Below are 14,843 nucleotides of genomic sequence, written 5' to 3'. Positions count from 1 at the left end.
CACGCCCTACAGATAGCGTCAGATAAGCACCACAGAAGCGTCACCCACAAAAACAATAAACCAGCCCCACGCAACACCGGCGGCAGGTGTGGAGTCATCCTTTCATGCGTCAACTGCCCTCGCTGAATATGCTGCGGGTCTTCGAAGAGGTTGCTCGGCATCGCAGCTTTAGCCAAGCTGCCTTGGGTTTGAACGTCACTCAAGGTGCCGTCAGCCGGCAGATCAAGCAACTCGAAGATTACCTTGGCCACGCTCTTTTCATCCGTACCCCGCAAGGACTGTCGCTGACCGAAACCGGCATTGCCCTTTCCCCTCATCTGGAGCAAGCGTTCGACCACATCGAACGTGCCCTGCAATCTGTGCGAGTGCCCAACTTGCGCCAGCGCTTGCGAATTGTGGCGCCACCGACTTGGGCCACGCGTTATTTGTCAGCGCACCTGCGCGCATTCTGCCAGCGCTACCCTGATATCAGCCTGAGTGTGACCCACCAAAATGGCCACGATAACCTCGCTGAACTCGACTGCCATATCCGCTTTGGTGTCGAAGCCGCCAGTCACTGCAGCAGTCAATTATTGGTGATGGAACGACACATGGCGGTAGCGAGCCCGGAGTTGTTCGTCAACGGCCAGCCACCGGATCTGCAGCAGCATCCATTGCTGCACATTCTGCACGACGGCAAGCGTTTGAGAGTCTGGGAGAACTGGTTGGCGGCCATGGGTCGTGACGATATCAATGCCGGGCAAGGACTGGAATTCAGCACCCTGGACCAAGTCATTCACACAGCATTGGCAGGAGGCGGGCTCGCGGTCATCGACCGGCAGATGATCGAAAAGGAACTGTCCAACGGCAGCCTACTGCCAATCACCCCGGTGGAGGTGATCGGACCTTATGGATATTGGTTGGACGTGGCCAATGACAAGCTGGGGTTATCGAAAGTGCGGTTGTTTACTGAGTGGTTGGGGCTGGTGAGCAACCCTTGAAGGTGCGGATTCCAGCTCATCACAGAGCCCTTTTTCACTGGCGATGGCCTTCAGCTTCCCAGTGGCACCGCCACGTTGACCGCCGTTGAAGGACTGCCCTGAACAGGGATCGGAGCTGTGACCTGCACCGTGCCCTGGACCTTGCATGCTTGGCTTAACGTGAGGGATTTGGTTTCCGGTGCCCAGGCCCAGGAAATGATCGCACCTAGGGTCAAAATAGCCGCGAGAATGCCCATGGTCGGACTCAAACCTATTCCTGCCACACTGACCGGCAACAGGAACGTACTGATCGCCGAGCCAAGGCGACTCACTGCTGTCGCCAGACCAATGCCACTGGCACGAACCTCAGTCGGAAAACTTTCAGCCGGGAAAACTCCCACCAGGTTACTCACCGCCGACAGCACCAACGTGAAGACCCCAAACGCCAAAATCATGAAAAATACCGCGTTGTTCGGCAGTACCGCGAGGATCAGCAAGGCCACCGCGAGAACAATAAATGCGTTGATCAAAAATCCCCGACGCGAAAACTTTACCGTGCACCAGATGCCAATCAGCGCGCCCAAAATCAACAGCATGTTCAGCATCAATTCAGTACCAAACCCTTCGGCTAAACCCATCTTGCTCAGGATCGACGGCAGAAAGGTGTAGATAGCAAAGTACGGCATCACGATGCAGACGAAGAACAGGCAGTTGAAAGCGGTACGCTTACGGTATTCGGGGCTTAGCAGCACCGCATAGCCAGAACGCGTTTCAGTGGATTGGGTTTCGTCCAGTTCGACGTTGTCACCCAAGTGCTTCTTGACGATGGCGCGGGCTTCGGCAATGCGCCCCTGATTGACCAACCAGCGTGGCGACTCTGGCGTGCCGATACGGGCAACTAGAATCAACGCGGCGGGGATCGCCGAAGAGGCCAGCATCCAGCGCCATGCGTCATCACCCAAGCTGAGCATGGCGGTGCCAACGAACGTCGCCGCGACATAACCGAAAGTCCAGATCACACTGAATGATCCCAACAACACACCGCGGTTTTTCTTGGGCGCAAACTCGGCAAGCATGGCGTGGCCGACACTGAAATCACCGCCTAAACCGATGCCGATAAGCACTCGGCATAAAAACAACTGCAGGGGCGTTTGGGCATAGAACTGCATCACCGATGCCACAGTGATCAATACGAAACTCACCAGGAAGATCTTCTGCCGACCCGTTTTGTCGGCGATCCAGCCAAAGAACAGACTACCGAGAAATAACCCGATCAGAGCCGAAGCACCAATCAATCCTTGCCACAGTGCATCCAAATGCATCTGCGGGCTAAGCAGCGTAAACGCGATGCCAATAAGCCCGAGAATATAACCGTCTGTAAAGTGCGCACCGAACGTCAGGCCGGCGATTTTGATGTGAAAGCGCCCAATGGGCAGGTCATCGATCTTTATCGGTTGAACCGACATATTCTTCTCCTTTTTCTTATTTTTCAGGGAGTAAAACGTCGAACATCAGGCGCCCCCGCGTACGAAGGCGCCGCTGTGTTACAAACCGCCCATCAACAGGTATTTGATCTCCAGATAATCCTCAAGGCCATACCGAGAACCTTCGCGGCCCAGCCCTGATTCCTTCACTCCACCAAAGGGAGCGACTTCAGTGGAGATTATCCCTTCGTTGATGCCGACCATACCGACCTCCAGCCCTTCGGCCATGCGCCACACCCGGCCGATGTCACGGCTGTAAAAGTAGGCTGACAACCCGTAGGGCGTATCGTTGGCTCGTTGCAGCACCTCGGCTTCGTCTTGAAATCGGAAACAGGCAGCCACTGGGCCAAAGGTTTCATCCTGAGCGATCAGCATGTCGCTGTTGGCATCAATCAGAATTGTTGGTTCATAGAACGTGCCGCCCAGTGCGTGACGGCGACCACCGCACAACAACGTGGCACCTTTGGCCAGTGCATCACCAACGTGAAGCTCAACCTTGGCCAGCGCCGCGGCATTAATCAGCGGACCTTGCTCGGTGTCGCCTTCCAAGGCGCTTCCGATGCGCATCGCTGCGACCGCTTCAGCCAGTTTGCCGGTGAAAGCTTCGTAGACGCCGTCTTGGATAAAGAAGCGGTTAACACATACGCACGTCTGCCCGGTATTGCGAAACTTGGAGGCCATGGCGCCCTTGACGGCGGCATCCAGATCGGCGTCGTCAAATACAATAAACGGCGCGTTACCGCCCAATTCCAACGAGACCTTTTTCAAGGTGTCGGCGGCCTGACGCATGAGCAATTTGCCCGTGCGGGTGGAGCCGGTAAACGATAGTTTGCGTACGACGCTGGAAGCTTGCAGCGCGCCCCCGATGGCCACCGCGTCACCGGAAACGACGTTAAATACGCCGGCTGGGATACCCGCCTGCTCGGCCAACACGGCCAAGGCGAAGGCTGACAACGGCGTCTCTTCCGAGGGTTTGAGGATCATTGTGCAACCGGCTGCCAGTGCTGGGCCGACTTTGCGAGTGACCATGGCCAGCGGGAAATTCCATGGGGTAATTGCCGCTACTACGCCGATGGCCTCTTTGACGACGATGATCCGCGCATCAGGCTTATGGCTTGGAATGACGTCGCCGTAAGCGCGTTTGGCTTCTTCGGCGAACCATTCCAGGAAACTTGCGGCGTACACCACTTCGCCCATGGCTTCGGCCAGTGGCTTGCCCTGCTCGCGGCTGAGCAAGGTTGCCAGTTCTTTTTGATGGCTCAGCATCAAGTCGCTCCAGCGCTTGAGACGCTGGCTGCGTTCTTTGGCGGTCAGTTTGCGCCAGGCCGGCAAGGCACGCTGGGCGGCAGCGATGGCACGATTGGTTTCCCCAGCACCGGCTTTTTGTACCTCTGCGATCAATTCGCCATTGGCCGGGTTCAGTACGGGATAACTCGGGCCGCCACTGGACCACTGGCCGTCGATGAAATTGCCGTTACGGATCAGCGCGCTCATGCCACAGCCTCGGTCAAAGTGAAACGTTCAACACCCGGACGGGCCGTACGCAAAATACGTTTACCGGCGGTGTAGTCATTGATCACGTCGCACGGGGTGTAATTGCGCTCCAGCTCATGCAATTCGTCGGCATCAAATCGGGTTTCCAGCGCTGCCAGCGCGCTGTCGAATTGTGCAGTGGTGTCAGCACCCACCAGCATGCAATCCACCCCTGGATGGTTGGCGACCCACGCTTGGGCAATCTGTGCGTTGGACACACCACGGGCGCGGGCAACACGCTGCACTGAATGGGCAATCGCAAACGATGCATCGTCGCTGTACATCTGCTGGGTAAACAGGTCGGTCTGGTTGCGTGTCGACTGTACGTCCCCGGTCAACAGCCCGCGGGCCAATGGGCTAAACACCGAGATACCCAAACCTTGATCGCGGCAGAACGGAATCATCTCTCGCTCTTCTTCGCGGTAAGCGCAGTTAAGTTGCAGCTGCATATTGATGGGCTTGACCCAACCGTTGCGCTCACAGGCCAAGAGGACTTTTGCCAGTTGTCCTGTAAGCATGGTCGACACGCCGATGTAACGTGCTTTACCGGAGCGCACGATATCGTTCATGGCGCACATGGTTTCTTCCACCGGTGTGTTCACGTCGAAGTAATGCAACATGAACACATCGACGTACTCCATGTTCAGGCGCTTGAGCGAAGCATCGATGCTGTCCATGATGTGCTTGCGCGAATGACCGCTGACGTTGAGGCCATTGCGTGTTCCATAACCGACTTTAGTGGTGATGACCAAGTCTTCGCGACGGGCCAGACGCTTGACGATACGCCCCACCACTTCCTCACCCACACCAGCGGAATAAAAGTCCGCCAGGTCGATGAAGTTCACCCCATTGTCCAGCGCGTGCGCGACGATCGGCTCGCTTTGCTGCTCATTGAATATCCATGGTTTCCAGTCCGGGGTGCCCATGTTCATGGTGCCCAGGCACAGGCGGGAGACTTGCAGGCCGGAATTGCCCAAACGAATATATTCCATGGGAAACCTCAGGCTTTTGGCGTGTAGAAAGGGTTGCTGATGTGGTCGACCACATCCGTCAGTTGTGCTTTTTCCGGTTTACCGGAAAGGGCCGCTCGAATCGCCGTGCGGCAGGCGTTGTAGTTGTTGCGGTACACCGCATCCAGGTCGTTGCAGGCCGGGTTGACCCAGTTCGCGGTCACAATCGCCCACTCGTCTTCGGCTTCAGGCGGTAAGGTGCCGTCCAGCAACGATTCCAGAACAGCTTTGGCGATCCCCGCTTGGGACGCGCCCCACGTGGCATTGCCATGCAACTCGCTGCCGATGGCTGCTTTGTTGACATAAAGGGTCATGGGTTTGACCGGAATATTGGGCTGAGCGATCACCATGAACGGGCAATGCCCTTGGCTGGGTGACGCAAGGCTATTTGCGAAAGCCTGACCCGCTGGGCCATTGCGTGGGCCGATAAGAATATTAATGTGTGCTGCGTTGACGCCTGGACCTTCGAAGCCTTCACCGATGTACAAGTCGAGTTCTTTCATGAGTTATTACTCTTCAGGGATTTTGGGTGGTCAGAAATGCACGCAGGTGTAGGCTGCGTGATAAAAATCGGGGTTCGAAGAGCGCAGTACGTAACTGGCGAAGACGTGGCAGTGATGGTGAGTCATGGTTGCAAACGCTCTTTTTGTTGGGGAGCTGATTTGCGACTTTTTAGCATTGGGGATTGAAGGGGCGACAACCATTAAAAATCATGAGGCCATGAGTTAAGGTCATACCGAGCGATCTCGTCGATAATCAGTAATTTTGCGCGCTGTACTACTCGGCTGAAATACTGGGTCAGGTCTGCTGCGCAGATGAAGCGTGTAATTGTATTGCTCAAGGTTTTGACAGCGGGAAGCCCCGAAAATTGAGCAGGGCCTCTCGTCGACGCTCCAATCGAGACCATTTTTCAGTGAGTAATAATTGCTCCAGAAAATCGGCGTAACTGGTCTCTTTTTCGGCCGCCTGTTGCGCCAGTGCAGGCCATTTGGCGGCGAAGGTGTTCAGTTTAGGTGGACACCTTCGCCTTTGGCATCGGTGTCTGGAAGGCGTGTTCGCCGCACGGATACCAACGACCGCCCTATCCTGCTGCCAACACTTTAAAAGACCGGCAATCGCTCGAATCTTGACGCAGATAGTGCGTGAAGCCTCTAATAAAAAGCCTTAGCTATTTTTGTCCAGACGATAAACATTGGAACGGGCATCCTCCGTTCAATTTCGGAATCGGCTATGGGTATTAGTTCCGACCTGCGGGTCTAGCTTTCATTGAGCCTCTAGCAGAAGCACCTATGAACCCTATCAAGATCATCTGCACTTTAATTCTCCTTCAGGGCTTAGCAGGCTGCACGACCGAGCCTACAACTCTGGAAGATGGCCAATCCAAGGTTAACCTGCAGGCACAGCCTGGTGACGAGATGATTGCAAGACGATTAGACGAAGAACGATCGAAAAAATTAAAATATTTCATCGTTTCTTCCGGAGAACACAAAATGGAGCTTGGAATAGTCAAATGGGACTACCAAGAAAGACGTCGTACTTGCCTTGCGGCTCTCAGTTTTAGGGATTTTTTACCGAATCAACGTTACGACTTGGTGGAGAGCAGTGGCCTCGGCAGGAATGTGACGGTGACCCTTATTGACAGCAAAGGTAATACCATCGCCAAAAATGACAAAGTAGCTTGCCTGTGAGATTTCAAAATCTTGCACCCCGTTGATGTTAGATGATTGACCAAGCGCATGAGCTAAAACGCTATTATTGAACACGGATTCCGAGACATTCCCCATCAGGCCCCAGCAGTAGCTGTAGCCATTGCCGTGCTGCCGATCGCTCGTCTACATCACCGTCATGTTCAACCCGCGCACTTCAGCCGCGCGTGATCCTGAGAAAGGGTCAGTCCAACAGGATTCGCAATTGCGCACGTCAGTACGCTGGGCGGTAAGCTAACCATCCGGAGGAATGCCAACGATGTATCCAACCACGCCTGACGGGCACTATTCCTTTTGTCAAAGGACGACTGTGGCGATGCTCCAAAGACTTGGATACCGACTTTTCTTTGTATGAGCATCCAATCCCGAGATACCCACTCCCCCTCTACATCCCGATTAATTTGGCCTAGGACGACCTATGACCTTCTTCATCTTTCTTCTAGCATGCTGCGCAGCTGCAGCTACCGGTATCATTTTCAAACCTGGGGCATGGTATGAAGCGCTTCAAAAACCGAGCTTCACTCCACCGAATTGGGCGTTTCCGGTGGCTTGGACGACCCTCTATTTGCTTCTCGCGTGGGCAGGATATCGCCTAACTCTGCTTCCTGGCAGCGAGACAGTGCTGGCTTTATGGGCCGCTCAGATTGCACTTAATACGTTGTGGACACCGGTGTTTTTTGGAGCGAACAACATCGTCGCTGCGATGGTAATTCTTGCTCTGCTGTGGATCGTTGTGGCCGCGATGGTCGTGATGGCTCTGCAGCTAGACATCGTTACAGGGCTTATTCTATTCCCCTACCTGGCGTGGCTCTCGGTGGCAGCTGCATTGAATTTCTCAATCCTTCGTCACAATAAATGACGAAAACGAAGATGGTTCGTCGTCATAATTCTCAGCGTGGAAGCGGTATGCCCGCTTGGATATTGGAGGGCCAATATTGCATCTGGAAAGAACGCGTGAACGCTGTTTTGGAGAGGACAGTCGTCTAACTTCAGACATACACGTTGAGCTACAGGGGGCGACCACGGCCTATATCTATAGCTTCGCAGTTGCCTGACCGGCGCAGTCTACGAAATCCCACGGGCGGCATGGCAACGCTCGAAATGACACCAGACGATCAGCATATCGAAGGCGCCAGGTAGTTTCTTCCCTGGCTACATCGAGCTCACCAAAATCCCGAACTCATTCGACTGCCAGACCTCAGATAAGAAGGTCTTGAAAAGTCGAAGGAACGGAAGATGAAAACGCTGAAGGTAGCGACGTTCAACGTTAACGGCATCAATACACGGCTCTCGAACCTTAAACAGTGGCTTGAGCGAGAGCAGCCCGATATCGTTTGCCTGCAAGAACTCAAAGCTCAGGATAAAGACTTCCCCGCACGGGAACTCGAAGCTGCGGGTTACGGATCGTTGCACCTGGGCCAAGCGTCTTGGAACGGGGTGGCCATTCTGGCCCGAGACTCGGAGCCGCTGCTCATCCAGAAAGGTCTTCCTGGCGAAGAGAAAGACATACAGTCCCGTTATCTGGAAGCCGCCGCACACGGCCTTATCGTAGCGTGCCTGTATCTGCCCAATGGAAATCCCCAACCTGGGCCAAAGTTCGAATACAAGCTCAGGTGGTATGAGCATCTAATTGAACATGCCAAAACGCTACAATCCAGTGACCACCCTGTTGTTCTTGCGGGCGATTTCAATGTCGTACCGACCGACATGGACATCTATAACTCGCGCTCCTGGCTTAAGAACGCACTGCTGCAGCCCGAAAGCCGTGAGTGTTTTGAGCGACTCTTGGGTCAAGGCTGGCTCGACTCGCTGCGGCATCTTTATCCAGAGGAGCGCGTATATACATTTTGGGATTATTTTCGCGGGCACTGGCAGAGCAATTCAGGTCTGCGCATCGACCATCTCCTGTTAAACCCGGTACTGGCCCCTCGCCTACAAGAGGCAGGAGTGGACGCCTGGGTGCGAGGTGAGGAGCATGCCAGTGATCATGCCCCCACATGGATCAGAATCGCGGAGTCCCCGAAAAAGCCCAAGAAAAACGCAAAGAAGACTGACGTTGCGCCTTTAGCATCAAAGTCCCATCCGAATCTTGAAGAGTACAACCGCAAGCGGGACTTCGAAGCCACCCCGGAGCCTTCGGGTGCTAAAAAAACCAAGTTCGCCGTAAACCACAAGGCAAAAGCGCCAGCGGCTTTACAATTTTGCATTCAAAAGCATGACGCATCCCGCCTCCATTACGATTTCCGCCTGGAACTGGATGGCACGTTGAAAAGCTGGGCTGTTCCCAAGGGGCCTTCACTCGATCCCCAAGTAAAACGCTTGGCCATGCATGTCGAAGATCACCCGATTGATTATGCAACGTTCGAAGGCAGCATCCCCGAGGGGCATTATGGCGCTGGCGATGTGATCGTCTGGGATCGTGGCGTCTGGAAACCACTGTCAGACCCCGCCGAGGCCTATTCCCAGGGGCGGCTCAAATTCGAATTGCAGGGAGAAAAGCTCAGCGGTCTCTGGAACTTGGTCAAAGGCCACAGCGAAGGAAAACAAAAACCGTGGTTTTTGATTAAGCACCAAGACGATTTCGCCCGCCCTGAATCAGAGTACGACGTCGTCAAGGAATTGCCTGACAGCGTGTTAAGCGAGCGGACGATTATCGCCAAAACTCATGGGGGAAAGGCCGCCGCCCCTAAGCCCGTTGAAACAGTACCGGCTGCGAAGAAAAAGACTGGCAACACTCAACTAACCGGGGCCCAAGCAGCCGAGATGCCTGACAGTATAAAACCAGAATTGGCAACGTTGGTGGAGTCAGCGCCTGGCGGTGATTGGCGTTACGAAATTAAGTTTGATGGCTATCGCATCATGGCCAGAATTGACGCTGGCAAAGTTCAGTTGTTTACCCGCAATGGTCATGACTGGACGCACAAACTTCCTCGCCAAGCCGAAGCCATCGCCGGTCTTGCGCTTGAATCGGCATGGCTAGATGGAGAAATGGTCGTCGCCAACGACGAAGGTGTTCCCGATTTCCAAGCGCTGCAAAACGCATTTGAAGTTGGTCGCAGTGGCAACATCGTCTACTACCTGTTCGACCTGCCCTATCTCAACGGTATGGATCTGCGGGAAGTGCCCCTTCAGCAGCGTCGCGCCGCGTTATCACAACTGCTGGAGCGCAGTGAAGACGACATACTCAGGTTCTCAGAAGATTTTGGCGAGGAGCCCGATGCTCTTCTGAACAGTGCCTGCCAGATGAAGATGGAGGGCCTGATTGGTAAGCGAGTCGGCAGCTCATACACCTCGCGCCGCAGCGGCGACTGGATCAAGCTGAAGTGCAAACGGCGGCAAGAGTTTATTGTGGTCGGTTATAGCGAACCCAAGGGCGCTCGCAGTAAATTCGGAGCCCTGCTATTGGGACTGCATGACGCCGATAGCGGCGAACTAAGGTACGCGGGAAAAGTCGGTACCGGATTCAACGAAGCCACGTTGAATACAATCTTCGATCAGCTTGTGCCGCTTGAAATGAAGAAGGCGGCGGTCGTCAATCCACCAACAGGCTTTGAAGCCAAAGGGGTTCATTGGCTCAAGCCCGTACTGCTGGCGGAAGTCGCATTCGCGGAAATCACCAAGGAAGGTTCTGTACGGCACGCAGTTTTTCATGGCATGCGCAATGACAAGCCGGCGAAGGCAATTACCGAAGAGCGCCCTGCTCCGCCAATAGCCGAAAAGAAGCAGACACCGTCCAAACCACCTGTAAAAACCCCGCTAGACAATCAGGCCCCCGAAGTTAAAACAGCTGCCTCCAAGACGACTGGCAAGATCAGACTGACCCACCCCGAGCGGGTAATCGACCCCGTCAGCGGTTCGTCCAAGCGTGATCTTGCCGATTACTACATCGGCGTCTCAGACTGGCTGCTTCCCGAACTTGCCAATCGTCCCGTCGCATTGGTGCGCGCACCTGAAGGCATCGCCGGTGAATTGTTTTTCCAAAAAAACGCAGACCGTCTCGCCATACCCGGCATTGAAACCATGGGCAAGGAATACACCGGCCACCCCGTGATGTTGATCAACAACATCGAAGCCCTGGTGGGTGCCGTCCAAATGAGCACCATCGAGTTGCATACGTGGAATGCTGTCTCCAAAGATCTTGAGCGACCCGACCGTTTCATCCTCGATCTCGATCCAGACCCCGTGCTGCCTTGGAAGAGCATGGTCGAGGCCACTCAGTTGACGCTAACCGTTCTGGATGAACTCGGGCTCAAGTCATTTCTGAAAACAAGCGGAGGCAAAGGAATCCACTTGGTTGTGCCGCTTACGCCAAAAGACGACTGGGAAGCCGTCAAAAGCTTCAGCCATGCCATTGTTAAACATATCGCCAAACTACTCCCTGATCGTTTCTCCGCCGTTTCCGGGCCGAAAAACCGCGTCGGGAGAATCTTCATCGACTACCTGCGAAACGGCCTGGGCGCAACGACTGCATGTGCTTACGGGGTTCGCACCCGCGAAGGTTTGCCGGTCTCGGTGCCGATTTTCCGTGAAGAATTGCTGGAGATCAAAGGCGCTAATGTCTGGAATATCCAGAACATCCATGAACGATTGGGTCAGTTAGACAAGGATCCTTGGGCTGACCTGAACAAAACTCGACAAACGATTACGGCTGAAATGCGCAGGCGTGTTGGCCTCAAGTGAAACTCAAAAAACCGGAGAATGAAATCGACAACAACTCACATCGACAAACCGACAAAGGCTGGGCGCTTACCAAGCAAGGTGCGGAGCGCGCATCGAAAACCGCCGCCACTAAATAAGAGATTACGAAGCTCGCAGTTAAGATTTTGGACGGTAAGACGGCTTCGCTCACAATCCATCAAGACGATGGCACGACTCAAGAGGAACGTACCTACCCACGCAGCGCTGATCCGACTAAGTCCAAGGGCTAGGGTTAAAATCAGGGGTGCTGATTACAGTGACACTCCTACCGCCATCAGCCTTGCACACAATTTTGACCTCCATGACGCCGAGTGGATGTCCAATGCGCAAGCTCTGTGCATGCTCTTCCTTCTAGACGCTGGCCGATCTTGGCCTGGATTTCGACGCCGTGTGAATTTGGGCTTTTCGGGCAAAGCCCTTCTCATGATGCAATGAGAAGTCTATGCGGCCTGTACAGTGGAGGAATATGAGGGGTGAGGCGCCTGATTCAGGAGGCCCTAACGGTTAAGCTCTTCCAATGAGCGCCCGCGAGTGCGAGGTCCAAATAGGATGATCGACAACATTGATACTGCCATGGCACCGCAGATCAGCATGAGTGCGCCGGACACGCCCGCATACTTCAGCGCAGCAGCGATCAGGAACCCGCTCATTGCCCCACCGAGCCGCCCAATAGCGACCACAAAACCAGTTGTAAGCGCTCTGTTGCGGGTGGGGTAAAGTTCAGTTTGATAGGTATGTACGACCATCGGCACGACGGTTGCGCCCAGTGTGATTAACGAACCTGCCAGGATCAGCGGCAACATACCTCGCACCTCGACAAATAACAGACCACCGAAAATCATCAGGCTACCAGCAACGAGTAATTGCCATTTACGCTCAATTCGATCGGCGAAAAAGAACGCCACCAATGGACCGAGAGGTGTTACGCAAGAAATTATCAGGCCGTACTCAAGGCTCTTGGTGAGCCCAATGCCATGCTCAACAAGGAACGTGGGCATCCAGTTTGAGAAACCAAAAAGTGCAATGCCCATCGCCACCTGACACAACAGCAACATCAGGGTGCGACCGCGGTAGTGTCGGCTCCATATTTCGGTGAAGCTCACCTGCTCCCGAGTTTTCAGCACGACTCCCTGCGTTGGCGTCGGCTTCGGCAGCGCCTTACCATAATGAGTCTGTACCCTCGCCTCCAATTGACGCAGGACCGCGTCCGCCTCCTTTAAACGGCCATGGCTGGCTAGCCAGCGCGGGCTCTCTGGTAAACCACGGCGCAGGAACCAGATGAACAGTGCACCACAGGAGCCGATCCAGAAGACCCATCGCCACCCCTCGTAGCCGAGCAACGTGGTTGGTACCAAAAGGTAGGCGATCAATGCCACCATGGGCACGGCGATGAAGCTGCACATTCTCAGAATGGCGAAGGCGCGGCCACGAATCCGGGCTGGTACGAGCTCGCTCAGGTAAGTGTCGATGGTGACGATTTCTACGCCGAGGAACACACCAGCGACGAGTCGCCAGATGTTGAGCGTATGAGCGTCAGTCTGGAAGGCCATAATTGCCGAGGCAATCGAGTAGCCCAGTAGAGCGCAGGTGAAAACAGTGCGACGGCCGAATCGGTCGGCGACTTGGCCGAACAACAGAACGCCGAGGAACATGCCGACAAAGGTAGCCGCGATGTAACTCGCCGCGCCGGTCATACCGAAGAAACTTTCCGTTGTTGTAGTGAGAATCCCACTCGCGATCAACCCTGGCATGACGTAGGCCGTAGAAAATATTTCGTAAAATTCAAAGAACGACCCAAGCGCCAGCAACAGCACCATAGTCCAAACCGAGCGGGTTGCCGGAAGTCGGTCGAGCCGGGCGGCGATGTCGCCAGCCGAAATGGAATCGGAGAGAGACGTCGCAGCCGTATTGGCAGAGTCATCAAGGATGTGTTCACGCACAGAAATACTCCTGCTCTCTTATTTTTATCGTTCGGCTTGACTGTAGGTCTCGCCGCAGAACGGTGCGCCAGCAAGCAGCGCACCTCGGATGCATCAACTGGCGCTGCAAAGCGCCATGAGCTGGCCAAGAGACTCAGCCTTTTCCAAATTCAACACTACATCAACGATTTGTTCGGCCGCTTCGCGACTAATCGCACGGGTAGCGTTCGCAAAGAACTTGACCTCGATCTCGGCCCGCGACAGGGGTACTTCCGGCGTTCCAAGGCTGGTGGGCTTACGGCAACGAAAGACGCGCCCGTCCTTGAGCGTGACAATCACCTCCCCCGGAAAATGCTTAGGAAAATCGCTGTTGATGTCATCGATGCAATGCACCTTTGCCGCAACTTCCAGCACTTTAGGATCGCTGATCGGCTCGTCATAAAACGCTACCAAATCGACACGCCCCTTGGTGAGTGCGAGCGCCACCACATAATGCACACTGAAAAGCGCCGCATAGACGGTCGGAGGTTCAATGCAACGCTCGCGTGGTGCGCCAACCATCGGGTGCAACATCGCAGTCAGCGGGCATTCGATGCGCTCGACCTCATCCAGGTCGAACTGGCCACGCAACTCCAATGCGGCGTCGACAAATCCGTGGATGAAATGACAGCAGGGATATGGCTTTAGGGCGATGCCGAGAGTTTGCCAAGTCTCGCCGAGACCATGAGCTGGAGAGTGCTCACCCTGCGGCACAGATTGCACGTGAGTCGCATAAAAGCCGTGTGAGCCTTCGAGTACGGTATTGGGTCCAAGGAAACCCACTCGCCCGAGCGCCACCGCACTCAGACCTCCATGTGCGGCCCAGCCCGGATGCAAGCGCTTAAGCCAAGACTGTCCAACTTCAAGGATGCCCGCCGCCATGCTTCCGCACAGCCCCAAAGCTGATACCAATGCAGGGTATCCAAGTTTGTTGAGGCGGCCAGCAGCAGTAGCAGCGGCAAAGGTGCCGCACAGCGCGGTTGGATGGAAGCCTCGGACGTGGAGCTTGCCGGCAGCGCCGGTGCCCAGTCGGCATCCGATCTCCAAAGCAATGATGAACGCGGTCAGAACCTCGCGGCCGCTGGCTTCGGTCGCCTCGCCGGCAGCCAATGCCGCCGCCATGGCTGGAGCGCTGGCGTGGTAGATAGCACCAATGTGGGTATCGTCGAAATCCAAACTATGAGCGAGGATGCCATTAGCCAGCGCGGCAGAAGTTGCCGGAAGGCGCTCTCCGGTCCCCAATACAGTGGCCTCGTCTCCCTTGCCGAGTGCGCGTGCACCCTCAATGGCTACGCGGCCGAATTCGAAACGAGAGGAAGCCAAGGCAATGCCAAGAACGTCCAGCAGATGCTCCTTGGCAAGTATCTGCACCTCGGCTGGAATTGCATCTAGATCTAGCTGCAAGGCAAAAGCAGCAATCCGCTCGGAATCAGTAGGTGACGTCGGCGCTTGATGTGTGTTCATAAGGGTTCTCTCCGAATCTTGGTTTTGTTTT

11 protein-coding genes and 1 pseudogene are annotated in these 14,843 nt (G+C 55.0%); 5 read left to right on the top strand and 7 right to left on the bottom strand.

Translation table 11 applies throughout. From position 1 onward, the window contains the following. Nucleotides 1-104: 104 nt before the first annotated feature. Nucleotides 105-980: a LysR substrate-binding domain-containing protein gene (locus tag RHM65_RS19070; RefSeq protein WP_322170383.1), complete on the top strand. Its 876-nt coding sequence runs from the start codon at nucleotides 105-107 to the stop codon at nucleotides 978-980. A gap of 50 nt (nucleotides 981-1,030) precedes the next feature. Here the strand turns inward: RHM65_RS19070 and RHM65_RS19065 are convergent, their stop codons facing one another. From RHM65_RS19065 to RHM65_RS25480, 5 genes are all read right to left on the bottom strand, one after another. After that, a complete protein-coding gene (locus RHM65_RS19065; RefSeq protein WP_322170385.1) occupies nucleotides 1,031-2,425 on the bottom strand; it encodes an MFS transporter in 1,395 nt (464 codons plus the stop codon). A 78-nt stretch (nucleotides 2,426-2,503) separates the two neighbouring features. Beyond that, nucleotides 2,504-3,937, bottom strand: a complete 1,434-nt coding sequence (locus RHM65_RS19060) for an NAD-dependent succinate-semialdehyde dehydrogenase (RefSeq protein WP_322170388.1) — start codon at nucleotides 3,935-3,937, stop codon at nucleotides 2,504-2,506. Then, nucleotides 3,934-4,968, bottom strand: coding sequence for an aldo/keto reductase (locus RHM65_RS19055; RefSeq protein ID WP_322170390.1), 1,035 nt, complete (start codon nucleotides 4,966-4,968; stop codon nucleotides 3,934-3,936). The genes RHM65_RS19060 and RHM65_RS19055 overlap by 4 nt, the downstream gene beginning before the upstream one ends. An 8-nt stretch (nucleotides 4,969-4,976) precedes the next feature. Then, entirely contained in the window at nucleotides 4,977-5,489 is a 513-nt protein-coding gene (gene fae, locus RHM65_RS19050; RefSeq protein WP_322170393.1) for a formaldehyde-activating enzyme, read from the bottom strand. A gap of 334 nt (nucleotides 5,490-5,823) precedes the next feature. After that, nucleotides 5,824-5,994, bottom strand: a complete 171-nt coding sequence (locus RHM65_RS25480; RefSeq protein ID WP_369124692.1) for an ATP-binding protein — start codon at nucleotides 5,992-5,994, stop codon at nucleotides 5,824-5,826. A gap of 281 nt (nucleotides 5,995-6,275) precedes the next feature. Here RHM65_RS25480 and RHM65_RS19045 point away from each other — a divergent pair, with 281 nt between their 5' ends. From RHM65_RS19045 to RHM65_RS19030, 4 genes and pseudogenes are all read left to right on the top strand, one after another. Then, a complete protein-coding gene (locus tag RHM65_RS19045; RefSeq protein WP_322170396.1) occupies nucleotides 6,276-6,674 on the top strand; it encodes a hypothetical protein in 399 nt (132 codons plus the stop codon). 436 nt (nucleotides 6,675-7,110) lie between these two features. Next, nucleotides 7,111-7,551: a tryptophan-rich sensory protein TspO gene (gene tspO, locus RHM65_RS19040; protein WP_322170399.1), complete on the top strand. Its 441-nt coding sequence runs from the start codon at nucleotides 7,111-7,113 to the stop codon at nucleotides 7,549-7,551. A 377-nt stretch (nucleotides 7,552-7,928) separates the two neighbouring features. Further along, complete coding sequence (gene ligD / locus RHM65_RS19035; RefSeq protein ID WP_322170402.1) at nucleotides 7,929-11,372, top strand: DNA ligase D; 3,444 nt, start codon at nucleotides 7,929-7,931, stop codon at nucleotides 11,370-11,372. 23 nt (nucleotides 11,373-11,395) lie between these two features. After that, a pseudogene (locus RHM65_RS19030) lies at nucleotides 11,396-11,620 on the top strand (DUF2188 domain-containing protein). Nucleotides 11,621-11,887: 267 nt separating this feature from the next. Here RHM65_RS19030 and RHM65_RS19025 read toward each other — a convergent pair. Together RHM65_RS19025 and RHM65_RS19020 are read right to left on the bottom strand one after the other, a co-directional pair. Next, the gene (locus RHM65_RS19025) at nucleotides 11,888-13,330 is read right to left on the bottom strand and encodes an MFS transporter (protein ID WP_322183907.1); all 1,443 of its coding nucleotides are present in this window, start codon (nucleotides 13,328-13,330) and stop codon (nucleotides 11,888-11,890) included. 93 nt (nucleotides 13,331-13,423) lie between these two features. Next, entirely contained in the window at nucleotides 13,424-14,812 is a 1,389-nt protein-coding gene (locus RHM65_RS19020) for an MmgE/PrpD family protein (protein WP_322170407.1), read from the bottom strand. Nucleotides 14,813-14,843 lie beyond the last annotated feature (31 nt).

Origin of the sequence: Pseudomonas sp. CCI4.2, assembly GCF_034350045.1 — a bacterium.
In the GTDB taxonomy this organism is placed as follows: domain Bacteria; phylum Pseudomonadota; class Gammaproteobacteria; order Pseudomonadales; family Pseudomonadaceae; genus Aquipseudomonas.
Note: the sequence above shows the minus strand (reverse complement) of the source record. Positions and strands in the feature narration are given on the sequence as shown.

Excerpts from the sequence above, each read along its gene's own strand:
- RHM65_RS19070 (WP_322170383.1), top strand. The coding sequence starts at position 105 with ATGCGTCAACTGCCCTCGCTGAATATGCTGCGGGTCTTCGAAGAGGTT.
- RHM65_RS19065 (WP_322170385.1), bottom strand. The coding sequence starts at position 2,425 with ATGTCGGTTCAACCGATAAAGATCGATGACCTGCCCATTGGGCGCTTT.
- RHM65_RS19060 (WP_322170388.1), bottom strand. The coding sequence starts at position 3,937 with ATGAGCGCGCTGATCCGTAACGGCAATTTCATCGACGGCCAGTGGTCC.
- RHM65_RS19055 (WP_322170390.1), bottom strand. The coding sequence starts at position 4,968 with ATGGAATATATTCGTTTGGGCAATTCCGGCCTGCAAGTCTCCCGCCTG.
- fae (WP_322170393.1), bottom strand. The coding sequence starts at position 5,489 with ATGAAAGAACTCGACTTGTACATCGGTGAAGGCTTCGAAGGTCCAGGC.
- RHM65_RS19045 (WP_322170396.1), top strand. The coding sequence starts at position 6,276 with ATGAACCCTATCAAGATCATCTGCACTTTAATTCTCCTTCAGGGCTTA.
- tspO (WP_322170399.1), top strand. The coding sequence starts at position 7,111 with ATGACCTTCTTCATCTTTCTTCTAGCATGCTGCGCAGCTGCAGCTACC.
- ligD (WP_322170402.1), top strand. The coding sequence starts at position 7,929 with ATGAAAACGCTGAAGGTAGCGACGTTCAACGTTAACGGCATCAATACA.
- RHM65_RS19020 (WP_322170407.1), bottom strand. The coding sequence starts at position 14,812 with ATGAACACACATCAAGCGCCGACGTCACCTACTGATTCCGAGCGGATT.